This is a genomic window from Pararhizobium sp. A13, from assembly GCF_040126305.1.
GTDB lineage: Bacteria > Pseudomonadota > Alphaproteobacteria > Rhizobiales > Rhizobiaceae > Pararhizobium.
On the sequence record NZ_CP149512.1, the window covers coordinates 231,168 to 257,447 of the forward strand.

Annotated in this window: 28 protein-coding genes; 12 read left to right on the top strand and 16 right to left on the bottom strand. The window is 61.1% G+C overall.

Annotation, left to right across the window (positions count from 1 at the left end; all coding sequences use genetic code 11):
* Nucleotide 1 precedes the first annotated feature (1 nt).
* Nucleotides 2–949, bottom strand: coding sequence for a 2-hydroxyacid dehydrogenase (locus tag WI754_RS29680; protein WP_341486267.1), 948 nt, complete (start codon nucleotides 947–949; stop codon nucleotides 2–4).
* A gap of 87 nt (nucleotides 950–1,036) precedes the next feature.
* Between WI754_RS29680 and WI754_RS29685 the strand changes: the two genes are divergently transcribed.
* The 5 genes from WI754_RS29685 (at nucleotide 1,037) to WI754_RS29705 (ending at nucleotide 4,467) form a co-directional block, all read left to right on the top strand.
* Nucleotides 1,037–1,795: an SDR family oxidoreductase gene (locus WI754_RS29685; protein ID WP_341486601.1), complete on the top strand. Its 759-nt coding sequence runs from the start codon at nucleotides 1,037–1,039 to the stop codon at nucleotides 1,793–1,795.
* A gap of 13 nt (nucleotides 1,796–1,808) precedes the next feature.
* Nucleotides 1,809–2,300 (top strand): gluconokinase, encoded by a 492-nt coding sequence (locus tag WI754_RS29690; protein WP_341486268.1) that lies wholly within the window; start codon nucleotides 1,809–1,811, stop codon nucleotides 2,298–2,300.
* Nucleotides 2,297–3,184: an NAD(P)-dependent oxidoreductase gene (locus WI754_RS29695; protein ID WP_341486269.1), complete on the top strand. Its 888-nt coding sequence runs from the start codon at nucleotides 2,297–2,299 to the stop codon at nucleotides 3,182–3,184. Before WI754_RS29690 ends, WI754_RS29695 begins: the two co-directional genes overlap by 4 nt.
* Nucleotides 3,181–3,336, top strand: a complete 156-nt coding sequence (locus WI754_RS29700) for a hypothetical protein (RefSeq protein ID WP_341486630.1) — start codon at nucleotides 3,181–3,183, stop codon at nucleotides 3,334–3,336. The genes WI754_RS29695 and WI754_RS29700 overlap by 4 nt, the downstream gene beginning before the upstream one ends.
* Before the next feature lie 111 nt (nucleotides 3,337–3,447).
* On the top strand, nucleotides 3,448–4,467 hold the full coding sequence (locus WI754_RS29705) for a LacI family DNA-binding transcriptional regulator (protein WP_341486602.1): 1,020 nt from the start codon (nucleotides 3,448–3,450) through the stop codon (nucleotides 4,465–4,467).
* Between the two features lie 133 nt (nucleotides 4,468–4,600).
* Here the strand turns inward: WI754_RS29705 and WI754_RS29710 are convergent, their stop codons facing one another.
* On the bottom strand, nucleotides 4,601–4,948 hold the full coding sequence (locus WI754_RS29710) for a hypothetical protein (RefSeq protein ID WP_349438075.1): 348 nt from the start codon (nucleotides 4,946–4,948) through the stop codon (nucleotides 4,601–4,603).
* Between the two features lie 69 nt (nucleotides 4,949–5,017).
* Nucleotides 5,018–5,956 (bottom strand): polyphosphate kinase 2 family protein, encoded by a 939-nt coding sequence (locus WI754_RS29715; RefSeq protein WP_341486271.1) that lies wholly within the window; start codon nucleotides 5,954–5,956, stop codon nucleotides 5,018–5,020.
* A gap of 196 nt (nucleotides 5,957–6,152) precedes the next feature.
* On the opposite strand from WI754_RS29715, the gene WI754_RS29720 reads away from it, so the two are divergent.
* The 6 genes from WI754_RS29720 (at nucleotide 6,153) to WI754_RS29745 (ending at nucleotide 11,973) form a co-directional block, all read left to right on the top strand.
* Nucleotides 6,153–6,641 carry a hypothetical protein gene (locus WI754_RS29720; protein WP_341486272.1) on the top strand — a complete coding sequence of 163 codons (489 nt, stop codon included), beginning with the start codon at nucleotides 6,153–6,155 and terminating at the stop codon, nucleotides 6,639–6,641.
* Between the two features lie 95 nt (nucleotides 6,642–6,736).
* Nucleotides 6,737–7,384, top strand: coding sequence for a MarC family protein (locus WI754_RS29725; protein ID WP_341486273.1), 648 nt, complete (start codon nucleotides 6,737–6,739; stop codon nucleotides 7,382–7,384).
* 60 nt (nucleotides 7,385–7,444) lie between these two features.
* Nucleotides 7,445–9,160 carry a SulP family inorganic anion transporter gene (locus WI754_RS29730; RefSeq protein ID WP_349438088.1) on the top strand — a complete coding sequence of 572 codons (1,716 nt, stop codon included), beginning with the start codon at nucleotides 7,445–7,447 and terminating at the stop codon, nucleotides 9,158–9,160.
* A gap of 97 nt (nucleotides 9,161–9,257) precedes the next feature.
* The gene (locus WI754_RS29735) at nucleotides 9,258–9,704 is read left to right on the top strand and encodes a potassium channel family protein (protein WP_341486275.1); all 447 of its coding nucleotides are present in this window, start codon (nucleotides 9,258–9,260) and stop codon (nucleotides 9,702–9,704) included.
* A gap of 91 nt (nucleotides 9,705–9,795) precedes the next feature.
* On the top strand, nucleotides 9,796–10,881 hold the full coding sequence (locus tag WI754_RS29740) for an AI-2E family transporter (RefSeq protein ID WP_341486276.1): 1,086 nt from the start codon (nucleotides 9,796–9,798) through the stop codon (nucleotides 10,879–10,881).
* A gap of 291 nt (nucleotides 10,882–11,172) precedes the next feature.
* Nucleotides 11,173–11,973: an alpha/beta hydrolase gene (locus WI754_RS29745; RefSeq protein WP_341486277.1), complete on the top strand. Its 801-nt coding sequence runs from the start codon at nucleotides 11,173–11,175 to the stop codon at nucleotides 11,971–11,973.
* Nucleotides 11,974–12,118: 145 nt separating this feature from the next.
* On the opposite strand, the gene WI754_RS29750 is transcribed toward WI754_RS29745, so the two are convergent.
* The 6 genes from WI754_RS29750 to WI754_RS29775 all read right to left on the bottom strand — a co-directional run bounded on the left by WI754_RS29750 (nucleotide 12,119) and on the right by WI754_RS29775 (nucleotide 17,712).
* Complete coding sequence (locus tag WI754_RS29750) at nucleotides 12,119–13,177, bottom strand: adenylate/guanylate cyclase domain-containing protein (RefSeq protein ID WP_341486278.1); 1,059 nt, start codon at nucleotides 13,175–13,177, stop codon at nucleotides 12,119–12,121.
* A 231-nt stretch (nucleotides 13,178–13,408) separates the two neighbouring features.
* Entirely contained in the window at nucleotides 13,409–13,855 is a 447-nt protein-coding gene (locus tag WI754_RS29755; RefSeq protein ID WP_341486279.1) for an SRPBCC family protein, read from the bottom strand.
* A gap of 307 nt (nucleotides 13,856–14,162) precedes the next feature.
* On the bottom strand, nucleotides 14,163–14,963 hold the full coding sequence (istB, locus tag WI754_RS29760; RefSeq protein ID WP_341486280.1) for an IS21-like element ISSme2 family helper ATPase IstB: 801 nt from the start codon (nucleotides 14,961–14,963) through the stop codon (nucleotides 14,163–14,165).
* Nucleotides 14,963–16,249 carry an IS21 family transposase gene (gene istA, locus WI754_RS29765; protein WP_341486281.1) on the bottom strand — a complete coding sequence of 429 codons (1,287 nt, stop codon included), beginning with the start codon at nucleotides 16,247–16,249 and terminating at the stop codon, nucleotides 14,963–14,965. Before istA ends, istB begins: the two co-directional genes overlap by 1 nt.
* Before the next feature lie 124 nt (nucleotides 16,250–16,373).
* Entirely contained in the window at nucleotides 16,374–16,604 is a 231-nt protein-coding gene (locus WI754_RS29770) for a hypothetical protein (protein ID WP_341486282.1), read from the bottom strand.
* Nucleotides 16,605–16,842: 238 nt separating this feature from the next.
* The gene (locus WI754_RS29775; protein WP_341486603.1) at nucleotides 16,843–17,712 is read right to left on the bottom strand and encodes a LysR family transcriptional regulator; all 870 of its coding nucleotides are present in this window, start codon (nucleotides 17,710–17,712) and stop codon (nucleotides 16,843–16,845) included.
* Between the two features lie 104 nt (nucleotides 17,713–17,816).
* Between WI754_RS29775 and WI754_RS29780 the strand changes: the two genes are divergently transcribed.
* Entirely contained in the window at nucleotides 17,817–18,890 is a 1,074-nt protein-coding gene (locus WI754_RS29780) for an alkene reductase (protein WP_341486283.1), read from the top strand.
* 278 nt (nucleotides 18,891–19,168) lie between these two features.
* Here WI754_RS29780 and WI754_RS29785 read toward each other — a convergent pair whose 3' ends face one another.
* The 7 genes from WI754_RS29785 to WI754_RS29815 all read right to left on the bottom strand — a co-directional run bounded on the left by WI754_RS29785 (nucleotide 19,169) and on the right by WI754_RS29815 (nucleotide 26,280).
* Nucleotides 19,169–19,924 carry an SDR family NAD(P)-dependent oxidoreductase gene (locus tag WI754_RS29785; RefSeq protein ID WP_341486284.1) on the bottom strand — a complete coding sequence of 252 codons (756 nt, stop codon included), beginning with the start codon at nucleotides 19,922–19,924 and terminating at the stop codon, nucleotides 19,169–19,171.
* A 20-nt stretch (nucleotides 19,925–19,944) separates the two neighbouring features.
* A complete protein-coding gene (locus WI754_RS29790) occupies nucleotides 19,945–20,700 on the bottom strand; it encodes an SDR family oxidoreductase (protein WP_341486285.1) in 756 nt (251 codons plus the stop codon).
* Between the two features lie 11 nt (nucleotides 20,701–20,711).
* The gene (locus WI754_RS29795) at nucleotides 20,712–21,746 is read right to left on the bottom strand and encodes a proline racemase family protein (RefSeq protein WP_341486604.1); all 1,035 of its coding nucleotides are present in this window, start codon (nucleotides 21,744–21,746) and stop codon (nucleotides 20,712–20,714) included.
* Nucleotides 21,746–23,236 carry an aldehyde dehydrogenase family protein gene (locus tag WI754_RS29800; protein ID WP_341486286.1) on the bottom strand — a complete coding sequence of 497 codons (1,491 nt, stop codon included), beginning with the start codon at nucleotides 23,234–23,236 and terminating at the stop codon, nucleotides 21,746–21,748. Before WI754_RS29800 ends, WI754_RS29795 begins: the two co-directional genes overlap by 1 nt.
* Before the next feature lie 173 nt (nucleotides 23,237–23,409).
* Nucleotides 23,410–24,645, bottom strand: a complete 1,236-nt coding sequence (locus WI754_RS29805) for an FAD-binding oxidoreductase (RefSeq protein ID WP_341486287.1) — start codon at nucleotides 24,643–24,645, stop codon at nucleotides 23,410–23,412.
* Nucleotides 24,646–24,703: 58 nt separating this feature from the next.
* Complete coding sequence (dapA, locus tag WI754_RS29810; RefSeq protein WP_341486288.1) at nucleotides 24,704–25,582, bottom strand: 4-hydroxy-tetrahydrodipicolinate synthase; 879 nt, start codon at nucleotides 25,580–25,582, stop codon at nucleotides 24,704–24,706.
* Between the two features lie 32 nt (nucleotides 25,583–25,614).
* On the bottom strand, nucleotides 25,615–26,280 hold the full coding sequence (locus tag WI754_RS29815; protein WP_341486289.1) for an amino acid ABC transporter permease: 666 nt from the start codon (nucleotides 26,278–26,280) through the stop codon (nucleotides 25,615–25,617).

Sequence of the window (26,280 nt, forward strand, 5' to 3'; positions counted from 1 at the left end):
CTCAAAGAACCGGCGTCGGCAGGGGCCGACCGGAAAAATGCGCGGTGAGATTGTCACGCACGAGCTGTCCCATGGCCTTGCGCGTCTCGATGGTTCCCGAGGCGTGGTGCGGCTGCAAAAGCACGTTGTCCAGAGCGAGAAAACGCGGATTGAGTTTCGGCTCGCCTTCGAACACGTCAAGGGCGGCACAGCCGAGCACACCGCTTTCGAGCGCGGTCAGCAGGGCCTCCTCATCGATATTGGAAGCGCGAGAGATGTTGATCAACATCCCCTCCCCGCCAAGAGCCCCGATCACTTCGCGGCCGACGATGTGGCGGGTCGCGGCGGAAGCGGCGAGCGTGACGAAGAGGAAATCCGACCGTGCGGCGAGCGCAACGGGATCGGCGACGAACTCCCAGTTCGGGGCGAAATCCTTTGGCGCCACGTCGGAATAGGCGATCTGCATGTCGAAGCCCTGAAGGCGCTTGGCCACTTCATATCCGATCCGACCGAGGCCGAGCACCCCGGCGCGCCTGCCCCAGACGCGGCGCTTCAGCGGATAGAGCCCCTTGGTCGCCCAGCTTCCGTCCTTGACCCAGCTCTCCGCGCCGATCATGCCGCGCGACAGGCACAGCATCATCGCCACGCCGAGGTCCGCCACGTCGTTCGTCAACACGTCCGGCGTGTTCGTGACGCGGATGCCGCGCTCCCGGCAGGCCGCGAGATCGACAGCATCGAAGCCGACGCCGTAGACGGAGATGAGCTCGAGCGCAGGGCAGGCCTCGATCATCGCCCGGTTCGCGCCAAGCTCGCCGCGGGTAGCGATCGCTCGGACATTCGGACCGACGGCGGCAAGAAAGCTTGCCTTGTCATCGGCCTCGAAATAGCGATGAACCGAAAAGGCTACGTTCAGCGGCTCTTCGTCCCACTCCGGATAGGGTCCGACCTGGAGGATCTGAGGCTTGTTCATTTTGGTGTCTCCGTCGCTTGACAATTAATGTTATCGATAACATAAGAATTACCGTGAGAAATGTCGAGAGAGAAAGTGGAGGAAACGATGGGGCGAGACTTGTTTGATTTGACAGGTCGTCGGGCGCTCATCACTGGGTCGTCACAGGGCATCGGCTTTGCCCTTGCACGCGGCCTTGCCGATGCCGGCGCAGAGATCGTGCTCAATGGTCGCAACACCGAAAAGCTGGCGGAAGCCGCGAGACGCTTCGGCAGCGACACGCATCAATTGGCCTTCGACGCCACCGATCACGAGGCGTCCCGCGCGGCGATCGACGGCTTTGAAGCGAAGATCGGCGCGATCGATATTCTTGTGAACAATGCGGGCATGCAGCACCGAGCCCCGCTAGAGGATTTTCCGGTGGATGCGTTCGAACGGCTGTTGCGCACCAATGTTTCCAGCGTCTTCAACGTCGGGCAGGCGGTCGCGCGCCACATGATCGAGCGTGGCGCCGGCAAGATCATCAACATCGCCAGCGTGCAGACGGCGCTGGCCCGTCCCGGCATCGCGCCCTATACTGCCACCAAGGGCGCCGTCGGCAATCTGACCAAGGGAATGGCGACCGACTGGGCAAAATACGGGCTGCAATGCAATGCCATCGCCCCCGGCTATTTCGACACGCCGCTGAACGCCGCACTGGTTGCCGATCCCACCTTTTCCGCCTGGCTGGAAAAACGCACCCCGGCCGGCCGCTGGGGGAAAGTCGAGGAACTGGTTGGCGCCTGCGTGTTCCTCGCCTCTGACGCATCCTCTTTCGTGAACGGACATGTACTCTATGTTGACGGCGGCATCACGGCCTCCCTCTGAGGTCCCGCGGCGAATGGTGCTGATGGGCGTTGCCGGATGCGGCAAATCCTCGGTCGGCGCCGCGCTCGCGACCAGGTTGGGGGCGACATATATCGATGGCGATGATCTTCATCCGCCGGCCAATATCGAGAAGATGAGCCGCGGCGTGGCGTTGAACGACGACGACCGCTGGCCGTGGCTGACGCTTGTGGGACAGGCCCTGGCGGACGGCGAAGGGCGGCGGATCATCGGCTGCTCGGCACTCAAACGAGCCTACCGCGCCCATATCACGCAAACGACCGAAGCGCCGGTGACCTTCATCCACCTTGCTGGCACGCCCGACGTGATCAAAGCGCGGATGAGCACCAGACAAGGCCATTTCATGCCGGCGGGCCTGCTCGCGAGCCAGTTCGCGGCGCTGGAACCAGCGGAAACGGATGAGAACGCAATCAGCGTGGATATCGATCGGCCGCTCGCCGCGATCGTCGATGCGATCGTTGCGCAATTGGGAGGAATGGAAAGATGACGAACAAGGTTGCATTGATCGGCGCCGGGGCGATGGGCGGCGCCATCGGAGCCCGGCTCGTCGAGACCGGGAACGAACTCACGGTCTTCGATCTGGACAAGGACAAGGTGCGCGAGCTTGTGGACAAGGGCGCCCGGCCGGCCCTAACCGCCGCCGAGGCAGCAGCCCGCTCGGACTATGTCATCCTTAGCCTCAACTCGGCGAAAATCGTGCGGCTCGCCGTCTTTGCCGGAGATGGCGTCGCCGAGGGCGCCAGGCCCGGTACGCTCATCATAGACATGTCGTCGATCGATCCGGAAGCGACCAAGGCGCTGGCTTCCGAGGCCGAGGAAATAGGCCTGCGCTGGGTCGACAGCCCCCTGTCGGGCGGCGCCCCCAAGGCGTTGGTCGGAGAGCTCACGCTCATGGCCGGCGGCAAGGAACAGGATGTCGCCGACGCGCATCAAGTGCTGCAGCATGTCGCCTCGAACTACACGCATATGGGCCCTTCCGGCGCCGGCCAGACGACCAAGCTGATCAACCAGGTTCTCTGCGGGCTGAACTTCCTCGCCGTGGCGGAGGCGACGCAATTGGCGCTCGACGCCGGCGTCGACGCGGCGAAGATCCCGCAGGCGCTGAAAGGCGGGCGGGCGGACAGCGCCATCCTGCAGGAATACATGCCGCGCTTCGTTGCCAAGGACTACCGGCGCACCGGCAGGATCGACAACATGGTTAAGGATCTGAACGGCGCGCAGGATCTCGCCCGACGCACCAACACTGCCATGCCGCTGACGGCGATCTGCGCCGAAGTGCATCGCATGCTGACCGCCGCCGGCCTCGGCGGTGAGGATCAGGCCGCGTTGATGGAATTTTTTAAGGGACCCAACAAGGATATCGTACAATGATCACGCTCTATCCCGACCTCGCCACGGTCGAGGCGGCGCTGGCGAGCCCCGCCCGCGCGGCGGCGAAGGCGCCAACGGAAGAGGTCCTTGCCCGCTGTTTAGACGGCCGGATTCACCATCACGTCACCCAGGCCAACGAATTCCCGCTCTGAGCGTCAACTCGGGGGCGGGCAGCCTTGGCGACTTGCCCCCCCGCAACAACGTGCTTGCAATCATCGGCCAGACTGGCTGTATATTCGCTGATAACGATAACATGGATGCAAATGCACACGATCCGCAAACCCCCGACGATGGCGGATGTCGCCCGCAAGGCCGGCGTGTCACCGATGACGGTCTCCCGCGCTTTCAAGCGGGACGCCTCCGTCAGCCAGAAGACGCGCGAAACCGTGCTGCGCGCCAGCGAGGAACTCGGCTACGTCTTTGACAGCACGGCTTCCAACCTGCGGTCTCAGCGAACCGACTTCGTGGCGGTGACGATCCCCTCGATCAACAACGCCAACTTCGCCGACACGGTGCGGTCACTCTCCGATGGCCTGTCGCAACGGGGTCTACAGATCCTCCTGGGCTATACCAATTACGACGTCCGCGAAGAGGAGCGGCTGATCGAGCAGTTCTTGCGGCGCAAGCCGGAAGCAATCGTGGTGACCGGCGGCACGCACACGCCCCGCGCCCGCAAACTCCTGTCGAACGCCGGCATTCCCGTCGTCGAAGCCTGGGATCTTCCTGAAGAGCCGATCGGCCACGTCGTCGGTTTTTCCAATGCGCGCGCGGTGCGCGAGATGGTCGATCACTTCGTCGCCGTCGGTTACCGAAAGATCGCCTTCATCGGCGGTGACGCAGACCGCGACACGCGTGGCACCGATCGCCGGGCCGGTTTCATCGCGGCGATGAAGGATCATGGACTGGACGCAGACCGCCTGATCGCCGCCGGGCCACCGCCGATTTCGATGCGCGAAGGCGCGAAGGCCATGGGGCGGCTGCTCGAACATTTCCCGGGCACCGAAGCGGTCATCTGCGTCTCCGATCTCTCCGCCTTCGGCGCGCTGACCGAATGCCAGCGGCGCGAGATTGCGGTGCCCGAGGCAATCGCCATCGGCGGCTTCGGCGACTACGAGATCGGCGCCATCTGCGTTCCGAGCCTGACGACGATCAATGCGTTCGCGGCTGAGATCGGGGCAAAGACGGCGCAACTCATTCTCGACGTTCTCGACGGACGGCTCACGGACGAACCGGGACGGGTGACGATCCGGCCGGACCTGATCCTGCGGCAGACCAGCCGCTGAGGGCCGGCGCAAGGATTTGCATTTGGTTCAGGCAACACCACGACGGCCGTCTGAAACGCGTCGAAACGGAGCCAGCGATAGATCTCATCACGTTGATCGAGGGGCTATCCAGTCCCGCTTGGTAGTGGACCACCTATGAGCATCCCTTGCTATAGAAGAACTTTTCCACCGCTTCGAAGGCCCTCTGGGAATAGTCCGCCGGGTTCAGATCGCCAATCAAATCGGGAAGTGCGAGGTCAGCGTTTGCGTGATCGACGTACTCCTGGAGAAAGACGCAACCCTTGTCCTCTCGAACAATACGCAAGGCGATCGCCTCGACAAAACCCGCGCAATATCCCTGCTGACGCGGATCCTTGTCGTTTCGGCACATAGCTTGAAGTTCGGCGAATGTCGGCTCGCCAGCACGCGCAGACATGACATGACTTGAAAGCAACATGATCAGGGATAGTACGCTTGTTGTTGAAATCGTTGGCTTATGCATGAGTATCTTCTCCGAGAACTGCTTCACAGCCTGCGGCAGTACCTGCTTCGCTATTGAATGGTGGGGCAGTCAGTCCAATTCCGTCGAAAGCTGGCCCCGGATGTCCATCAAGCGTTTCTTCTGCTTGTCGTCGACGACCGGCATTCTCAGATCAAGGCCCTCGAGGGCTGCAGACACCACCTCGGATATAGCAAGGCGGGCAAACCATTTGTTGTCTGCCGGAATGACAAACCACGGAGCCCAATCCGTACTTGTATTCTCAAGCATATCCTCGAACGCTTTTTGATAGTCGTCCCAGAACGTTCGCTCCTCGTAGTCAGCCGCAGAGAACTTCCAGTTCTTGTCGGGCTCGTCGATCCGCGAGAGGAACCGTTTTTTTTGCTCGTCTTTGGAAATGTTGAGAAAGAACTTCAGAACGATCGTGCCGTTCTGGCGTAGATATCTTTCAAAGTTGTTGATCTCCTTGAAGCGATTTCCCCAGATATCCCCTTTAAGGGTTTTCTCAGGAAGCTTCTGCTTCGCAAGGAATTCGGGATGCACCCTAACCACCAGAACTTCCTCGTAGTAGGAGCGGTTGAATATGCCGATCATGCCACGCCCCGGGAGCGCCTTGGAAGCTCGCCACAGGTAGCCGTGATCCAGATCTTCGGCTGACGGCGACTTAAAGCTTGTCACCTGGCACCCTTGAGGATTGACCCCCGACATGACGTGCCGTATCGCCCCGTCCTTTCCGGCGGCATCCATCGCTTGAAAAATGATAAGCAACGCGTAGGTGTCCTGCGCATACAGCATTTCCTGCATGTCCGACAATCGCTGGACGTTCGAGGCAACCTGTTGAAGCGCCCCGGCCTTATCGTCAAAACCGCCAGTAAAGTCCGGGTCGAAGTCCTTCTTGAGGGAGACGGGCTTTCCCGGCTCCACCACAATATCCCGGATTCGAAATTTTACCCGGCCACTTGTCCCCACTCGTATTTTGCGCTTCTCGTCATAGTCCACGTCGAGTTTCATTTGTCCCTCCTCACGCATTGGACCAAGGGCCGGCGGCTGACTGGATATTCTTTCCTTGAAGCTAATTTATGCTATCATCATTGGCGGTAAAATCCATACGGCCCAGGTGAAATTCAACCAAGGCTAGTGTTTCGGCGCATTGCCAGCCCAGGGTCTTTTGGCAGTTGGTGGAGACGTCGCGACCTAGGGGGGTGCAATGACCAATCCGAAAAACGAAGGTGAGCCCGCCCGCGCGGACGCTCTGATCATGACGGCCGAAGAACTGCGCGATTACGCCGACAAGATCGACACGGCACGTGCATCGACCGCTTTCAAGGACATGCGCACCGCCGAGGATGCGCGAAAGATGGTGATGGACAAAATGTCCAAACCGATCGTTGTCACCGACGAGATGAGGGCCAGCCTTCTTACCCGCGTAAAGGCGGCTGCCGCCGAAGGGAAAAGCGAACTAAAGGTCCTTCAGTTCCCAGTTGAACTTTGCACCGACCTCGGCCGTGCGATCAACAACAACGAGCCCGAATGGCCCGACACCCTGACGGGTGTTCCGCGGCAAGCCTACGAAGCGTGGCGAGACCGACTGAAGCCTGCCGGCTACCGCCTGACGGCCTCGATTGTCGAATGGCCACACGGAATGCCGGGCGATGTCGGGATGTTCCTCGGATGGAGCAAACCCAAAGCTCTTTGATCGGGCCATGCGTGTATTGCAAGTGATGCAAGGTCAATCGGCAGACAGTCGCATCCGGAAATGTTGCTCGGGACGGCTGCAGGGGGAAGCTTCCTATGGATTTCACAGTCATCGATGTTGGTCTGGTGGCAAAGCTTCTCCTGCTCCTGCTCGTCGGCATGGGACCGAAAATTGCACTCGTGCCGTTCCTGGAAATGACCCAGGCCTTCGATGCGAAGACAAAGGCGGCGATAGGCCGCCAGATGGTCTTGACGGCGGTTGTCACGGCTCTGATCATTTTTGCGACCGGCGCTTTGCTGATGCGGCTGTTGCATATCACCGGCGGCGCGGTGGCGATTGCCGGCGGCATTGTGCTTGCCCTGCTTGCGCTCAAAATGGCGGCTGGGCCGACCGAAAAACACCATGACGACCTCGGAATGCCGGTCGACCCGGCAAAAATCGCGGTCTTTCCCCTTGCTGTTCCCTATATGCTCAATCCCGTCGGCATTACGGTGCTCATCATCGCATCTGACGAAGTCGTTTCGATCGCCAGCGCCGGGCTCGTTGTCGGCCTGGTCCTGCTCGTCGCCGCCTTCGACTATCTGGTGTTTACCAATATCGATGCGTTGGCAAAGCGCATGAAGCCGGCCAGCCTTGTCATTTCGGAGGTCGTCTTCGGCATCCTTTTGACCGCGGTCGCCGTCCAGCTTTTCGTTACCGGCCTTGTTAATCTCGGGATTGTTACCGCGAACGTCGAACACTGATTCCGCGTTCGTGGCGTGGCCGGTGCTGTTGCAGAATGTACCGCTCCTTCAACTTTGGAGATGTTCGACGCCATGCCGACCCTTCCTCTCATATCCAGCCTAAGAGATTATCGGGCGGAGTGGCTTCGGCAGGATCTGACATCCGGGCTGGCCATCGCCGCGGTTGGCTTGCCAAGTGCGATTGCCTACCCTGCGCTTGCTGGCTTGCCGCCGGAAGTCGGCATATATGCGAGCATCATGTCGGTTCTGGGCTATGCTCTGCTCGGCTCCTCGCGGCAACTCATCGTGGGTCCGGACGCAGGCACGGTCACCGTGCTGGCCGCAGTCCTCGTTTCTTTCGGCCTGTCGTCGACTGGCGAAAATGTCGTGGCTTCTGCGGCCATCGCCGCAATCGTCGGCCTCTTTTGCTTTCTGGGAAGCTTCCTTCGGCTTGGCTTCATCGCCAACCTCCTCTCGCGTCCGATCCTGACCGGCTTTATGACCGGTATCTCGCTGTCGATCCTCGTTGGCCAGATCGGCCGACTGACAGGCGTGAAGATCGAGAGCGACGGGCTGTTCGGGCCACTTTTCGAAATCGCTTCAAAGTCGGAACTGATCCACTGGCCCTCCCTTGGACTTGGCATCGGGCTATTTGTTCTGCTCCGGCTGCTAACCGCATGGCGTCCGGCTATTCCAGCACCGCTTGTTATCGTGGTGCTCGCGACCGTCCTGTCATTCGTTTTTGATTTTCCGGCTTTGGGAATTCGCGTTGTAGGCGTCGTCCCTTCTCAGCTACCATCGCCATCAATACCGATCCCGCAAGGTGTCTCCATCGATGACCTCATCCTGGGCGCCGCAGCCGTACTGATCATGAGCTTCGGCGCTGGCATTGTGACTGCGCGCAGTTTTGGCGCTAAAAACAAATATCCCGTCGATGCAAATCGTGAACTCCTCGGATTTGGGGCAGCCAACCTTGCCTCGGGATTGTTCGGCGGCTTCGCTGTGACCGCGTCGGATTCCCGCACTGCAATCAACGATCTGATGGGTGGAAGGACGCAATTGGCGGCTGTTTTCTCCGCCGCCGCCTTGGCGCTTACTGTCCTGTTCCTTACCGATGCGCTCGCTCTCCTACCCGCGCCAGCACTAGGGGCCGTACTCGCATCGGCAGCGATTGGCCTCATCGATCTGAGAACCCTGCAAGAGGTATGGCGGATCAGCCGGATCGAGTTCTTCTTTGCCCTGATCAGCATTGCGGGCGCGCTCGGTCTCGGCGTCTTGAAGGGAGTCATCGTCGCGGTCGTTGCGACATTGCTCTATCTCGTCATGCAAGGAATGAAGCCGCGCGACGCATTGCTGGGTCGGATTCCAGGGCGCGACGGCTTCTACAAGCTTCATCGGCATAAACAAGCCGAGCCAGTTCCCGGCGTCGTGATCTACCTGCTCCAGGGCAGTCTGCTGTTCTTCAATGCTGATTACGTCAAGAGTCGGATTGAAGACATCTTTGCAAAGCTGGGACCGGATACCAAAGGGTTCATCTTCGACGCAGGGGCGTCCGCGCAGATCGACAGCACCGCGGCCGCCATGCTCGATGAGATACGGGCATTGGCGCAGGAGCGAGGCATGAAATTCGCAATTGTTGAACTTCATAGCGAGCCGCTTGAGATATTGGAACGCTCTGGCGTTCTTGCCAAAATCGGTCCCGCCATGATTTTCGATGAGCTGGAGGAGGCGGTGGCGGCATTCTCGACAAAGCCTGACTTACCTGGACTGCAAGGAGCCGGAGCGGACCCCAGGTGAATGCCAGCGATGGCCCCCGGGAATGGACTACCGTCGCAGCGCGTGAGCGCACGACTTATGACACTGCGTTTGTTGCTGGCTCCTCGAGGACGGAAAGATGTTGTTACAGATCATCACGGCAACTGGCGTACTGCTGGCCACCATCGTTATTCACGGCACGGCGGTCATGCTTCTGTTTCGTATAGCGCGAGAACCCGTTACGAACCCGCAGAAGCTGCGAGCGTACACCCGGTTGGGTGTCAGTTGCTTTTTTGTCGTCGGCTTCGTGATGGCTCACATGATCGAGATCATGCTGTGGGCGGCGGCCTATCGGCTGGCAGGCGAATTGCAGAGCTTTGAGGAAGCCACATATTTCTCGGCGATTACCTTCGCGACGATCGGTTATGGCGACGTCACGCTGTCCGGCGAATGGCGGCTTGCCAGTGCCATCGAGGGTGTGAACGGGATCCTGCTGTTCGGCTGGACCACGGCATTTCTATTCAAGGTCTCCGAGATACTGTGGTTCTCGCGGAATGCTCCGCGTCAAAACATCGCTCGCTCGTGAGGCACGGACTTTCCGTCAGGGACATCTCCGCTTTCAGCGGTCACTGCCTGGAGGATCGTTCAACTTCTGATCCAGGCCAAGAGGTGCTGTCATGCAAGAAATGAGCAGTCAGAATGGCGGGCAACAGCAGGTCATCGAGACAGCGCTGGCATTGTTGCTTGTTTCTGCGCTGTTAGCCGCAACCTTCTGGGTATTGCTGCCTTTTGTCGGCGTCCTGACCTATGCCGTTATTCTCGCCACGGCGACGGCGGGGCTGTTCGATCGAATGGTTGTTCTCCTGGGCGGAAGGCGCCTGGCTGCGTTCAGCTTCGGCGCTATCGCTGCGGCCATCACGATCGTGCCGCTGATCTATCTCTGCTCCTCCGTTGTCAGCCATGTCGATGTCGCCGAGGCATGGCTGAGGGAGGCCAGCAGTCGCGGCATCCCCAATCTGCCCGAGTGGATTTCAAGTCTCCCGCTGCTCGGAAAGAAGGTGACGCCGGTATGGCAGGAGCTTCAGCGCGACGGACTGGCGTTGTTGCAACGATACCAACCCCAGCTCGCCACCGTGGGACGCTGGCTTCTCAGTTTCAGCGCAGGTCTTATGCTGGCCGTCCTTGAAATATTCGTGGGCATAATCGTAGCCGCGATGATCCATGCCTCGCGCATCCGGGTGGTCGGTTTCGTATCCGCCATTACCGTACGCATAATCGGCCCGAGAGGACCTGTAGTGCTGGATGCCGCGGCGAAGGCCATCAAGGGTGTTGCGATAGGGGTGATCGGAACGGCTTTGCTCGAAGGGGTGCTGGCTTGGATCGGCTTCGCACTCGCCGGCGTTCCGGGTGCGATTGTCTTGGCCGCAGTGACGTTTTTCCTGGCCGTTATTCAAATCGGACCACTTCTGGTCTGGGTGCCGGTGGCAATCTGGCTTGGTTCCCAGGGGCAGACGGGGTGGACGATTTTCACCGTCGTATGGGGCGTTGTCCTGCTCATGGGAACAGACACTTTCGTCAAGCCGATGCTGATCGCGCGCAGCGGCCAGTTACCGCTGCTGGTGCTGTTCGTCGGAGTGATCGGCGGGCTGGCAGCCTGGGGCTTTACCGGCATGTTTATCGGCGCAACGACGCTGGCCATCCTTTGGACCGTGCTGCAGACTTGGATCGGAACGAAGAGTGAACCGCTGGCCTCGACCAATTGAGTGCATGTCCTGCAACGATGTCACATCCGGGAACGGCGAGCAGCGAAGACAAAGCAGGGGCAAAGCGCGTTCGCCAATCTGCGGCAAGCCCCGAAACGCACCGATGGTGGCAACGGCTCCGATTTACGCCGCCTGCCGCCACCTCCTTTTGTCCCGCTGGCGCGACCAGGGACGGTCACTGTATCGTTGGCTACGGTTCGGTCGGCGGTGGACCCGTTTGATTTCGGCGTCGAACGACCGGTTCGGTTTGAGGTTCTTGATATCAACGAACCAGCGGGTGGAGATGTTGTCGTGAGTGCCACAAGACTCCTGCTGATCATGCCCCTGGCCGCGGCTTTCGCCTACGTGTCGCTTGTCGGCTTTACCTATCTGTCGCAGCGCGCCCTCCTCTATCCCGGCGCCAGCGCAGCACCGGCCCCCGAGCACGCGAACTGGGGGCAGAACGTGCATATCACGACGCCCGATGGAGAGACGCTTCATGGACTTTATAGTCCGGCCGCGGCCGGCAAGCCGTCGGTATTGTTCTTTCTTGGAAACGCTGACCGGGTCGGCAGCTATGGGTTTTTCGCCCGGGCGCTCGCCGCACGGGGCATTGGCCTACTCGCGCTCTCCTATCGCGGTTATCCGGGATCAACCGGCACACCGAGCGAGGACGGTCTATTGACCGACGGCATTGCTGCATTCGACTGGCTTTTGTTGCACTCTGAAAGTGGGATCGTTGTGATGGGTCAGTCGCTGGGAAGCGGCGTCGCCGTGAATACGGCTGCGCAAAGGCCGGCTTCCGGCGTCATCCTTGTGTCTGCCTACCTCTCGGTCCTATCCATCGCTGAGACGCGTTACCCATATTTTCCGATCGCGCTTCTCATCAAGGATCCATTCCGCTCGGATCTGAAGATAGCAGACGTGAGGCAACCGAAGCTGTTTATTCACGGTCGGCGTGACAGCAGCGTCCCGCTGTCTTCGGGCGAGGCGTTATATCACGCCGCTCCCGAGCCCAAGCAGATGCTGATTGACGACGACTCTGGTCATAATGATCTTTGGGACGACCGCATGGAAGCCCACATCATCCGCTTTGTGGAGGCGCTGAAATGAGGCGTTAGCTAAGGCGTGTCGCCCCGGCCGCCGAGCAGCTTTCGGCGCTGCCTTCGGTTTTTAAAGCGTATCGCATGGCATCCCAGGCGGTCAGAGCAGCCTGCCAAAACGGATTGTCTGCACAGACGTTCCGACTTCCGCGGACTCAGTCCCCCGGCAGCGCGAAGACCGCGCAGGGATCAGCGATACCGCGCAATAAGTGCTCTCCCAAAGGGATCAAAACCGTCGTCGTCTTCGCCGCCACCGCGCCCGAGATGAGCACGCTACGACCAAGCGGCTTGCATAACCCTTCGAGCCGGCTGACCAGGTTGACCGCGGGACCGATGGCGGTAAAGTCCAACCGGTCGGCCGCGCCGATATTGCCCCACAGCATCTCGCCGAAATGCAGTGCCGCACCAAAGGGTAGCGCCGGCAGCCCCTGCGCCTGCCGCACCGCATCGAGATGGGCCATGCCGGCGCGGGCGGCGGCGACCGCGCGCAGCCCCGCCTCGCAGGCCTCGTCAGGCGCGCCGGTGACCGGGAAAATGGCCAGCACGCCGTCGCCGATGAACTTCAGCACCTCACCCCCGAAAGCGTGCACCGCCCCGGTGACGCGCTCGAACCAAGCGTCGAGGGCAGCGATCATCACCGCCGGGTCCGTCGCCTCGGACAGGGCGGTGAAGTCGCGCAGATCGGCACAGAGCAGCGCGGCACGGATGGTCTCTCCCGTGCCGCGGCCGAGCGCGCCGGCCTGCACCCGGGCCGCACTGCGCCGGCCAAGATAGGCCTCGAGCAGCGCTGACAGCGCCGCACGCGCGGCCAGGGCGGCTAACGGCGCTGCGGTGAAGCGCGCGGCCTGGCGCAGCCGGTCGGCCTCGGCGGGGGAGAATGGCCGAGCCCCGGCCCAGGCCAGCACCGGACTGTCCGGCGCCGAGCCGACCGTGTCCTGCCGCACCGGGCCGAGCCCCACGAGCCAGTCGTGCCCGGCTTGGCTGGGCGGACCGCTGGCGAAGCCCAGCGCCTCAATCACCTCCCCGGTCTCCTCCCGCCATAACCAAGTGCGGCGGGCGATAATCGGATGCGGTACGGCGAGCGTCAGGGCTCCACCGGACAGCGGCAGGCCGTCGGCTAGCAGCCGGCCACCGAGCTCGGCCAGGAACGATGCGGGGCTGGGCGAGGCGCAGGCCTCGTCAACCAGCCAGACGAGGGGGGCGGGCAGGTCCATGCCTCGATCATGCCACGGCGATTGCAGGCTGTCATCGGCGGCGCCGGAGCGATGGCGCTTCTGCTTCTCATGTTTCCGCGTGTAGACTTCCCGCGACAGGACAGGAGGTCCTCGAGGGCGGGGTTAGCAGAGGTGATATTCAGAGCGAGGCCGCTTTCGAAATGCCTGCGAGCCTGCGTTGCCTGAACGTGCAATCGGCTCACGGGCGACGATTTCGTGAGCGGAAAGGACTTACACCCTGCCGTGCCACGGGTCCGGACCCGCGTCGCGCCCGGCTGCGACCTCGGCCAGCCGGCCGAGGTAGTGAGCCCAGCCTTCAGCATGGCTGGCACATTGCGCGGCACTGGGCAAGCCGGTGTGGGTCAGGCGCAGCAACGTTCCGTCCGGCTGCTCGATCAAATCGATCTCGACAAGGCTCGACCCCGGCGGCACGACCTCGCTGCCGTCCCAGCCAAAGCTGTAGGCCAGGCGGTGTACCGGCACGACCTCGCGAAAGGATCCGCGAGCGAAGCGTGCACCGGTGACGTTGACGAGATAAAGCCCCCCAGGCTGAGGCTCGATTTGCGCGTCCGTTCCCATCCAGCGCAGAATCTTGTCTGGATCGGTCAGAAGCGCGAACACCGCGGCGGGTGGCGCCGGGATCTGCGTCTCGCGGCGGACGACAAGGGGCTCTTGCATCGGTCTCTCCTTTGGTTGCTATTGCCTGCCCCGTCTGAGGCGGAAGGTGGACGTCGCGCGTCCCGTCCGATCGTGGGACGTCCCATGTGACAGCATGTAGGCAGAAGCTCGCCCCCAACAAGGGGTACCGCCCAGCGCCACGATGGCGCCGAAGACGATCGATGGTCGCCAAGTCGGGGCGGCTCCAATCTGGAACGCATTCGTCGTCAACAGCATTCAGCAGGGCGTTTTTGGACGAAAACCAAGACACCTGTCAAGCGAAGCGAGGAATTGACCCCTTGGGCGAAACGAAGATTTGCCCCCCCCTTCATTGATTGGTCGTTTCGTTTGTTTCTAGCGCCGCTCCGGCCTTCTGCAGAAGGCCGGAGCGGCGCTTTTCGCGAAGCCGATAGCTGTCGCCTCGGATGGTGATCACCGTCGAATGATGAAGCAGGCGGTCCAGTATCGCCGTGGCGACTACGGGGTCACCAAAGACGCTTCCCCATTCTCCCACAGAGCGGTTGGAGGTGATCAGGATTGATCCCTTCTCATAGCGCCGAGAGACCAATTGGAAGAACAGGTGGGCGGCGTTGGCTTCGAACGGAAGATAGCCCAACTCGTCGATGATCAGCAATTTCGGCCGTGACAGGATCGCCAGCTGCTTGTCGAGCGCGCCGTCGATGTGGGCTTTGGCCAGCATCGCAACCAGCGTCGCGGCCGTGACGAACTGCACGTTGTAATTCTGGCGGATCGCCTCGCGACCAAGGCTGACAGCAAGATGGGTTTTCCCCGTACCAGGCGGTCCAAGGAATAGCACCGTATCGCCGTGAGCTATCCAGCGGCAGGTCGCCAGTTCCCTGATTTGCCCCTGATCCAGCGATGGCTGCGCCTCGAAGTCAAAGCCGTCGAGTTCGCGCACGAACGGGAACTGCGCCAGCTTGCTCGACATGGAGATGCGCCGCTCATCGCGCCGGGCGATCTCTCGCGATACTAGGAATGCCAGAGCTTCGCGCAAGTTCATCTTCGAGCGAGCCGCCTCGTCAAGCAGAGTGTCGAGCTGATCGCGGATCGCCGTCAGCTTCAGTCGATCGAGTGTTGCGATGAGTAGGTCATGATCCACGTTCGTCATCACCAGCCTCCTCCAACAACTGCCTCGTATTCGGCAAGCGGCCGCAGCAGGGCGGCTGGCGCTATCTCAATTGGAGCTGTGCGCACCAGACCTTCGCTACCAGCCACACCAACAAAATGGGACCGGTCCACGATCCGTTGTCGCCGTCCCTGGCAGAGAGCATGATCGGCCACTACCTGGCCCGCGTGACGGATGATCACACGGCCTGCCAGCACAACGACTTGAACGCTCTCGCCGATTAGGCGCCAAGGTAACGAATAGCTGTTCGTGTCGAGGTCTATCGCGCAGTCGGCCTGAACTTTGCGCACGAGGTCGCGCAATTGTCCGAACGGTGCGCGGCCAGCCAGCGGACGAAGCGCGTCAGCCTCCGCAGCAAAGCGTTCCGTCGGCGCTACGCCGGTCGTGCCGTGTTCACGCTGGTCGGCAACCTCGCGTATCCACCGGGCCAGATGCGCCTCGAACGACGCCCAGCTCTCGAACCGGCGACCGGCGATCGCGTTCTTCTTGACGTAGCCGACTCCGCGCTCGTCCTTGCCCTTCGTACGGGCGCGATATGGTGCGCAAGCTCGTGGGGTGAAGCCCCAGTAACGCGCAAAGGCATGCAATCGCGCATTGAACCGCACCTCCCGGCTGACCGCATCGTGGTGTTCGACCAGCGGCTTCGCATTATCCAGCAACACCTCATTGGGAACGCCGCCAAATCGAAGGAACGCACCTTCCATTCCTTCGAACCAGTCGGTTTGCCCCTCTCGCAACGAGGCTCGGATATGGATGCGTCTCGAGTAACCCAACGTTGCGACAAACACGTACACCCGAAGCCGCTCACCGCCGATCCATACGCGCGTCTGGCCAAAGTCGATTTGCAACTGGCGACCTGGCGGAGTTTCGAAACGAACTGTCGCACGCTTCTGTGCCTTCAACTCCCGTCGCCACTGCCGAACTCGAAGCTCTACAGAACGCAGGCCGATGACAATTCCGTGCTCGCTCGCCAATTCCTGGCGGATTACATCCGCATTGCCGTCATGACGGAAAAAACGTTCTCGCAGCCAATCGTCCAGCCCGTCAAACGAACTGCGCCGAACAGGTTTCTTGAAAGGCGAGACGCCGCCTTCCCGCAAATATCGGCGAACCGTGTTGCGCGCACATCCAAATTCCTTGGACAGCCGCTTGGCACCCCAACCAAGCGCATGTAGTCGCAACATTGCCACCACCTCATCAGCCTGAAGCATATCCCCGCCCTGCATCGTTCGCGACAATGCAGGATGCAATGAAATCTCACTCGTCATCCATCTCTCCTCGTTTTGACACGAGGGGTCAGTTCTTCGCTTCGTTAGGGGGTCAGTTTCTCATTTCGCCCGACAACACCGGAAACCAATTCTCAGATGCGCAAACCGGCTCAAGCAACGCAGCCTACGCACGGACGCAATCTAGGCCCAGCCACTGCCAGCGGCGCAGCCTCTGCCCATCGTCATGATCGTCGCCGCCGTCGCCATGCGAGAACTCGCGCATTCGATGCTTGATGGCAAGGGTGTAGATGGTGTCCAGCACCCAGCCAAAAATGGAGGTCAATCTACAAGGGCAGATGGTGGCCATTGAAGCAACGACCGCTCCCACCCAAAGCGGAAATTGACTCGGGAACATCCTCAATCTCCAAGGACGGGTCGGGCCGAGGCCCCGTCGCAATCATCATGTTACACGACCTTGAAATCTACGGTCCGCGCGCCCGGACATCGTCGGCGTCGTCTCATTCCTCCACTCGGCGGATTCAGCCTTTTGCGACCGGCCAGACCAATCGCAGCGGACGGCGGTCAGGCGCGCAGCTGGCAGGCAAATCCTCGCCCGCTCCTCTGCCTCAGATGGCATGCCGAGCGGGAAAGGGCTATCTCAATCGCTCTCGCAGAAACTCGATAAACCGCTGCGTCTTCGCGGGCAGCAACCGTGTCTCGGTAATCGCAAAGACTGGCGTGGGTGCACCCTGCCACTGCGGCAGAATGCGTTGCAGCCGTTTGTCCGCCAGTTCATCGGACACGATCTCTTCCGGCAGGATGACGATGCCCATGTTCAGGGTGGCGAGGCGGCGGATCATCCCTACGCTGTTAAGCCGGAACCTGCCGCCAATGGCGGCCTCTACCGTTTCTGTCCCGTTGCTCAGCGTCCAAACCTTGGTCTTCAACATGCACAGGCATTGATGATCGGACAAGCCTGAAGGCTCGCTTGGTTCCCCGTTGAGTTCGAGATAGCGTGGTGACGCGTAGAGGCGCGGCGACAGACGAGCCAGCAGTCGCGCGATCATGTGGGACGGCTCTGGCTCTCCCATACGAATTGCCACATCAAATGGCTCCGCCACCAGATCGACCCTGCGCGGTGTCAGATCGAACTCGAAACTGATGCCAGCGTATCGCTGTGCGAATTCGGCGATCAGCGGGGCCAAATACGTATTTGCAAAATCCACAGGCAGGGATACCCGCAGAAGGCCGCTTGGCTGCTCCAGCATCTCGCCGAGTTGCTCATGCGCCAGCCGTGCTTCGTCAACGATGCGCTTGCAGCGCTCGAAGTAGATCTGACCAGCTTCCGTCAGCTCGATTCGTCGCGTCGTGCGGTGCAAAAGCCGCAGTCCGATCGCCCTCTCCAGCAAGCTGATCCGGCGGGATAGGGTGGAATTGGGCACGTTGATCGCTTCGGCCGCTTTACGGAAGCTGCGCGCCTTCACGACCTCGACAAACAGAGCCATGTCATTCAGAAGTTGCATCATTGCTCCATCAATGGATCAATCATTTCCATACTAGCCTATTTATCCTGATCGGTGCAGCAACCATTTATTGCGGGAGATAATCAAGAAGGACATTCCCGAACATGAGCCAAATCTTCACGCCCGTTCATATCGGCCGCTACGAACTTCCCAATCGCCTCGTCATGGCTCCGATGACGCGCTCCCGAGCCAATGACGACGACGGCGTGCCCACCGATATCGTGGCGACCTATTACAGCCAGCGGGCAGGTGCCGGGCTTATCATCAGCGAAGGCGTATACCCAACTGCCACTGGCAAGGGCCATGTGCGCACGCCAGGCATTGAGACCGACGCCCAGGTGGACGCCTGGAAGCGCGTGACGGACGCCGTTCATGCTCGTGGCGCTCGCATCTTCATGCAGCTCATGCATTGCGGACGTATCTCGCACCCATCTTTGCTTCCTGCGAACGCGCAGCCGGTCGCACCGTCTGCAATCAAGCCAGCGGGTCAGACATGGACGGCCAGCGGCCAGCAGGAATTCGTCACACCCCATGAACTGAGCGTCGCCGAAATCGCCGATGTTGTCGCCGGATACCGCGCGGCTACCCGCCGGGCGCTTGAGGCTGGCTTCGATGGCGTCGAGTTACATGCCGCATCGGGATATCTGCCGGAACAGTTCCTCTCTTCGGGCAGCAACAAGCGCGAGGATCAGTATGGCGGCCCGATCGAGAACCGCGCCCGTTTCATCCTGGAAGTATTGACAGCGATGGTGAAAGAGGCCGGCGGTGATCGCGTCGGTATCAAGATATCGCCCGAGATGAACTACAATGACATCAGCGACGTCAATCCGCAGGCGACCTACTGGCACCTCGTCGAGCAACTGAATGCGTTCAATCTCGCCTATCTGCATGTCGCACTCTTTGGAACGCCGTTCGACTACCACGCGCTGCTCAAGCCTCGCTTCAACGGTGCGTACCTGATGGGCGGCGGGCTTGACCGTGCCAAGGCCGAGGCGGCGCTGAAAAAGGGGCAGGCCGACGCGGCGGTGTTTGGCAGTGCATTTCTCGCCAATCCGGACCTGCCGGCCCGTCTCCGTAATGGTGCGACACTCAATGCACCCGACAGGGAGACGTTCTTCTCAGCGGGAGAGAAGGGTTATATCGACTACGCGTCACTAGATGCGGCTGAACCCGCCTGACAAGGAAACGACGACTGCCGCCTGGCTGCACAATGTCTAATGAGGAAGCAATTCCGGACAGCGGCTGGGCGGCGTCCAAATTGCCGGCCTGATTATCTTTTCCAGGAACCGCTTGATTGAATGAGGTTGGCACTTCTCATAGAACGTCCGCAAACCTGCAAGAGAATGAGATTGCTCTCTGTGATCGTCCGCAGCTGGCGGACGCCGATGGTCAGCCGGACAGACCGATTTCAACCGGCACAGCGCGGCGATAGCCTGTTCAGGGCCAGAGGGCCGGACTACGCTACGGCTTGAGCACCGGTAATTTCGACCAGGGAACCACACATGAATGCGGCTTCGTCGGATGCGAGGAAGGCGACGAGCGCTGCGACTTCTTCCGGCTTGCCGATGCGGCCGAAGGGCACGAGTTTGTCGAGATCGGCGATTGTTCGACCCGACCTCTTGACGCCAGCCTCCAGCATCGGCGTGTGGATCTCCCCCGGGCAAACTGCGTTCACGCGGATCTTGTCGGGAGCGTAATCGCGCGCCAGATTCTGGGTGAAGGCGGCTACGGCGGCCTTGGTGGTATTGTAGGCGATGTGGTTCGGCGCCGGGTAGAGTCCCCATTGCGATGCCGTGTTGACGATCGCGCCGCCTCCAGCCGCGATCATGTGCGGTATCACGGCCCGGCAAAGATGGAACATGGAGTCGAGATTGACGGTGAAGCTGACGTGCCAGTCGTCATCCGTCAGCGAGAGAAGGTTGCCGCGCCGATTGATGCCGGCATTGTTGATAAGAACATCCACCCTCCCCTTGAGCGCGACCGCGTTTTCTACCAGCCGGAAGCAAGCGTCCTTCTGCGAAATATCGGCCGCAAACGCGACCGCCACGCCGCCAACCGCCTCGATGTCTGCCGCGACCACGCCAGCAGCCTCGCCATTCATGTCGGATACGACGACGAGAGCCCCTTCTTGCGCCAGACGTCGGGAGATCGCCGAGCCTATGCCGCCGCCACCGCCGGTGACGATCGCAACCTTGCCTTCGAACCTTTTCATGATCTGCTCCTCGATTTCGACTATCGGATGTAGCTGCCACCGTTCACATCGAGCGTCGCTCCGTTCAGCGAACGCTGCGAGGGACGCAGCACGAAGGCGACGAGTTCGGCGATCTCTGAGGGCTGTGCCATCTCGCTGATCGGAATATCGGCGACGGCCGCCTGCTTGCCGAATTTCGCGATGAACTCGTCGGCCATTTCGGTCTGAACCCAGCCTGGCGCGATCGCCACGGCAACGACGCCGTCTGCGCCGAAACTGCGCGCGATCGACTTCGTCAGGTTGACGAGCGCCGCCTTGGTCGCGCCATAAGGCATGGCGTCGGCCGCATAGCCGCGCTGACCAGCGCGGCTTGCAATGTTGACGATCCGCCCACCGCCATGCGCCTTGAAGTGCCTAAGTGCCTCCTTGCAGAGATCGGTCGCGGCAAAGAAATTCACCTGGAACTCCTTCTGCCAGGCGCCTCGCCAGGCACCCGCTTCGGCGTCGATCGAAATCTCGGTGCGGATGCCGGCATTGTTGACGAGTGCATGTATAACCCCGACGGCGCTTTCGGCCTCCCGCCAGAGCTCGAAGGCGCCGCCTGCCGTCGAGAGATCCGCCTGAACGATCAATCCCTCCTCCGGAAGGCGCGCCAGAAGCGCCGATGCCGCCGCCCTGTCACGACCGTAGTGGATGATCGGACGCGCGCCTTCTTCCGCCAGGCGCTCGACGATGGCAGCGCCAATGCCGCCCGACGCGCCGGTAACGAGCACGTTGTGACCTGATAGAGACTTCATCGTTCCCCCCTTCAGCCCAGCATATCGACCTGCGGTCCCCAGCTATCGGACAGGGCAAACCCGTTTCTGAACAGATCCTCCTGCGAAATGCGGAGCTGCTCGCGGCCGTAGATCCAGCCCAGTCCTGTGATCCTCGGCAGCACTGCAGGACGCCCACCCACCTCGGTCGTGCCGGTCGCCTCCGCGATGAACTCACCGCCGATGATCGAACGCGACGTCCGTCGATCCCCAACCGCAATCTGTCCGCGCGCGAACAATGTCGCGAGGTTTGCGGAGCTTCCTGTCCCACAGGGAGATCGGTCAACGCGGCCGGGTTTCAACGTCGTGCAGGTACGCACCGCGCCATCCGATTCCTGCCCGCGGAACATCACATAGGCGATTTCGTCGACACCGCTCAGCTCCGGATGCTTCACGCTCACCTGTTCGCTCATGAGCGACTTCAGGTCGATCCCCGCCTCGGCCAGATAGCGCGCATTGGCCGGCGCGATATCGATCCCGATCTGATCGACATCGACGATCGCATAGTAGACGCCGCCGAACGCAATATCGACCTTGATGCGCCCCCAGCGCGGCGTATCGACTTCCTGGTCGAGCGCCTCGGCGAAACTCGGCACGTTGTCGAGACTGACCGACAGGCAGCGACCGTCTCGACAAACGGCACGCGCAACGATCAACCCGGCCGGCGTGTCGAGCCGCACAACAGTTTCCGGTTCGCGCATTGGAACACGACCGCTTTCGAGGAGCGCAGTCACGACGCAGATGCAGTTGCTGCCGGACATCGGATGGGCGCGATCGGCCTGCAGAACAATGAAGCCGGCGTCCGCGTCCGGTCTGGTCGGCGCGAGCAGGAGATTGACGGACATCGCAACGCTCGCCCGCGGCTCGAGGGTGACGAATCGGCGGAGTGTGTCGTCGACACTGTTGATATGGTTCATCTTGTCGAGCATGGTCGCGCCCGGGATTTCAGGTGCGCCGCCGACGATCACCTTGCCGATCTCACCCTGGCAATGAACCAGAAGCAGGTCGAGTGCCCGATCCCAGCCAATCATGCCCGCACCACCGGTTTAACGTACCAACCCCAGGGATCCTCGCTGACATATTTGGTGATTTGCTTCGTCTCGAGATAGTTCTCGAGACCCCAACGGCCAAGTTCACGGCCGATGCCCGACTCCTTGTAGCCGCCCCATGGTGCCTCGGTGAAGGTCGGCTGCGAGCAGTTGATCCAGACGATGCCCGCCCTGAATGCTGCGGCGACGCGCTCGGCGCGAACATCATCCTTGGACATCACCGCAGCAGCCAATCCGAAGCGGGAGTCGTTTGCAAGCGCGATCGCTTCCTCTTCGGTCGAGAACGGCCTGACGCAGACGACCGGACCAAAGATCTCCTCACGCCAGGCGTCACTGTCCAGGGGAACATCCGTCAGGATCGTGGGCTCCAGATAGTAGCCCTTGTCGACGCCTTCTGGCGGCTTCCCGCCGCATGCGACCGTCGCACCGGCGGACCTACCAGCCTCGATCGCCGCGACGACCTGCTCGTATTGACGCTTCGAGACCAGCGGTCCGAGCAGCACGCCCTCGTCGAGACCGTTACCGATCTTGATTTTCCCCGCCTCCTCGACAAGACGCGCCAACAGGCGGTCGTAAATTCCTTCCTGGACGAGGACGCGTGACGTGGCGGAGCAGACCTGTCCCTGGTTCCAGAAGATACCGAACATGATCCATTCGACAGCCTCGCCGATATCCGCATCATCGAAGACGACAAAGGGCGACTTGCCGCCGAGTTCGAGGCTGACGCGCTTGATGTCGCGGGCTGCGGCCGCCATGATTTTCGAACCAACCGGGCCAGAGCCGGTGAACGCCAGCTTATCGATGCCCGGATGATCGATGATCGCCTGTCCAGCGACGGAGCCTGCCCCCGTCACGATGTTCAGCACGCCGGGAGGAAGCTTCGCTTCTTCGGCTATGGCGCCGAGCTCAAGGGCGGTGAGCGAGGTCAATTCGGCCGGTTTGAGAACAATTGTGCAGCCGGCCGCCAGCGCAGGAGCGACTTTCCAGGCTGCCATCAGCAGCGGGTAATTCCAGGGAATGATGGCGCCGGCGACGCCGAGCGGTTCCTTCACGGCTTTAGAGGTAAAGCGGCCGTCGGCAAGTGCGATCGGCTCTTCCGGATTGTTGTCGAGCTGTACGGCAAGGTCCGCGTAGAAGTCGAAACAGCCGGCGGCATCGGCGATATCCCAATCTGCCTCCGGGAACGGCTTGCCGTTGTCGATCACCTCAAGGCGGGCAATTTCCGCCTGACGGGCGCGGATGCCGTTCGCAATGGCACGGAGATAGACGGCACGCTGGCTGCCGCTCAGCTTGGGCCAGCCGTCCTTGTCAAAGGCTCTGCGAGCGGCCTTGACCGCAGCATCGACGTCTTCGGCCGTTGCCGCTGGCGCATGATGGATAACCTCCTCGGTCGCCGGGTTGATAACGGCGAAGGTCCTGCCCTGTGCCGGTTTGACCCAGCGACCATCGATATAGAGTTCGGTGCGCATGTATATTATCTCCCGTTTGCCTTACGCAGCGACCAATGCCGCCGTCTACGCGGATGTTTTGGCCGGCGATGAAACCGGCATCGTCGGAAAGTCAGAAAGCCGCCGTCTTGGCGATCGCGGCGAGCGGCCGGCCGTTTTCGGGATTGACTCATCCATATCTTCCTCCTCTGTCATCAGAACCGGTTTACCCGGTAGGGTCGAAGATCGATGGGCGGAGTGCGACCGGTCATGAGATCGCCGATCAGCCGTGCGGTTGTCGCCGCATAGGTCAGACCGAGATGTCCATGGCCCGTGGCGTAGAAGACGCCGTGATGCTTTGCCGAGGGGCCGATGATCGGCACGGTATCGGGAAGCGCCGGCCGGTGACCCATCCACTCCGTAGCCTCATCCGCCCGAAGACCCGGCAGGGCCTCCTTTGCGCGCTTGACGAGCACCTTTGCCCGCCGATAGTCCGGCGCAGCGTCGAGACCCGCCATTTCCACCGTACCGCCGACGCGAATCCCGCCGGCCGTCGGCGTGACCATGAAGGCGCGTGCCGGCCAGATGATCGAATGGCGCATTGAGATCCCCGGCGTCATGATCTGGGTGTGATAGCCACGCTCCGTTTCGAGCGGGATGGGTTCGCCCAACTTGCGCGACAGCCGCGCGGTGTAGGCTCCGGTGCAGAGCACGATCTGCGAAGCGTCGATCGCGCGTCCGTCCTTAAGGCGGACAGCCTTGCCTTCGCCTGCAAGATCGAAACCGACGACATTGCCCTGCTCAAGCTTTCCGCCCAGGGAAAGGAAGTTCTCGCAGAGTTTTGCAACGAGCTGATAGGGATCCCGGATGGAGCGGTTGTCAGGGAAAAGGACAGCCTTGGCGATCTTCGTTGTCAGCGCGGGTTCAAGGTCGCGAATTGTATCGCCGCCGAGGATCTCGTGGCGGAGGCCGAAGCGCTCCAAGACGTCGATATGCTCCTTGTCCGCCTTGAACTCCGCTTCGTCCGCATAGAGACTGAGACATCCCTCCTGCGTCAGCATATCGGAAAGTCCGGTTGCCTTCAGGAGGTCGCGAAGATCGTCGTGAACGCGATGGCACAACGCTGCCCCCGCCGCTTCCAGTTCTCTCACGCGCGAAGGCCGGCTGGCCTCCAGAAACCGCAGGAACCAGGGCATGAGCTTTGGCAAATAGGAGGGCCGTATACGCACGGGTCCCTCCGGATCGAGCAGCCAGTTCGGCATCTGTGCCCAAATCGAGGGCCGGGATGCCGGCATGAATTCCGTGACCGCGATGCTTGCCATGTTGCCGTAGGACGCGCCTCTTCCTGGCGCGTCCCTGTCGATCAAGACGACGCTCGATCCGCGACGCTGCAGTTCGAAGGCAATGGAGACACCGATGATACCGGCGCCAACGACGGCAATGGGAGACACGACATACCTCAAGGAAAGCGAAATGTATGGGGAGGCGTTTTGCGCCTCCCTTTCAGGCTTACCAATTCAAGATCGGCGCCATCGCCGCCTTGAATTCGACCTTTTCCTCTTCGGTCAAAGATCCCAGAGGAGCACGGCAGTCGCCTACCGGCGTGCCCTGGAGTTCGCAGCCATACTTGATCTTCTGCACGAATTTGCCGCTCTCCAGGATGTTCATCGCGCGGTAGAGAACGGTCATCTGCTCGCGTGCCTTGTCGAGATCGCCGGAGCGGAACGTGCGGTCCAGATCGCAGCAAGCCTTCGCCATGCAGTTGGCCGGTCCGCAAATCCAGGAATCGGCTCCCCAGAACATGAAGTCGAGCGCGATGTCGTCCGAACCCGAAACGAGGTCGATGCGGCCCTTGTAGCGGGCATGGATGTCGACGGCGCGCTGAAGGATGCCAGAGCTTTCCTTGATACCGATCACGCGCGGGTGGTCGGCCAGCGCATCCATCAGCTCAAAGGAAATCTCGACGCCATCCTTCGGTGGGTAGTTGTAGAGGATGAGGCTGACATCGACGGCGTCGAGAACGGCGCGATAGTGGCTGAGCAGCTCAGCCTGGGTCGGGCGGGTGTAGAAAGGCGTCGCCAACAGCACGATATCGTAGCCGATCTCCTTGGCGCGCGCCGTATTTTCTATCACTTCGCGGGTCGCTGGCGCATTGGTGCCGGCAATCAGGATTTCATCGTCCTTGGCGAAATCCTTGACGAACCTCAGCACGTCCTCCCGCTCTTCGTTCGACATGGAGAAATATTCGCCCGTCGAACCGCAGGGTACCCAGCCGGTTGCACCCGCCTCCCGAAGGCTCAGCATGTGTTTTTCAAGAGCCTTGAAATCGATCTTGTTGTTCACGTCGAAGGGGGTGACAAGGGCCGGCATCACGCCTTTGAGTTTCATAGGATGTCTCCTTTTGGAATGTTGAATTGCCGTCAAATGGCTAGTTTTTTCAGGAACCGCTGCTCGATGAGCGTGACGGCACGGGTGAGCGGAAACGCAATCGCGAAATAGATCAGCGCCACGATCGTCAGAACCTCGACAGGACGTGCCGTGTTATTGGAAATGTTCTGGCCGACGAACATCAGGTCGGCCATACCGACAGCCGAAACCAATGCGCTCTCCTTGAAGAGGCTGACGCAATTCGACAGCAGCGTCGGGACGGCGCGCAGCACCGCCTGGGGCAGGATGACACTCGTAACCTGGACGCGGCGTGGCAGCCCGAGTGCGACGCAGGCATCGAGCTGCTCCGGCCCGATCGATTTCAGGGAGGCGCGGAAAGTCTCGCTGGTGATCGCACCCATATAGAGGGTCAGTGCGATGACGCCGGAAGCAAGATTGGAAAGCTCGACGCCGAGGATCAGCGGCAGGCAGAAGAAGATCCAGAAGAGCTGGATGAGCACAGGGGTGCCGCGGAAGAACTCGACATAGACGCTGGAAATGCCGCGCAGCACCGAGCTGCGCGACGTTCGGGCAAGGCCGACGAGGAAGCCGAGCGTGCAGCCGAGAACAACGCAGATCAGCGTGAGCTTGACGGTGGTCCAGAGACCGAGCGCGAGCGCATTCTGGAAGCGAAGGACGATCGAGAAGTCGAGAGCCAT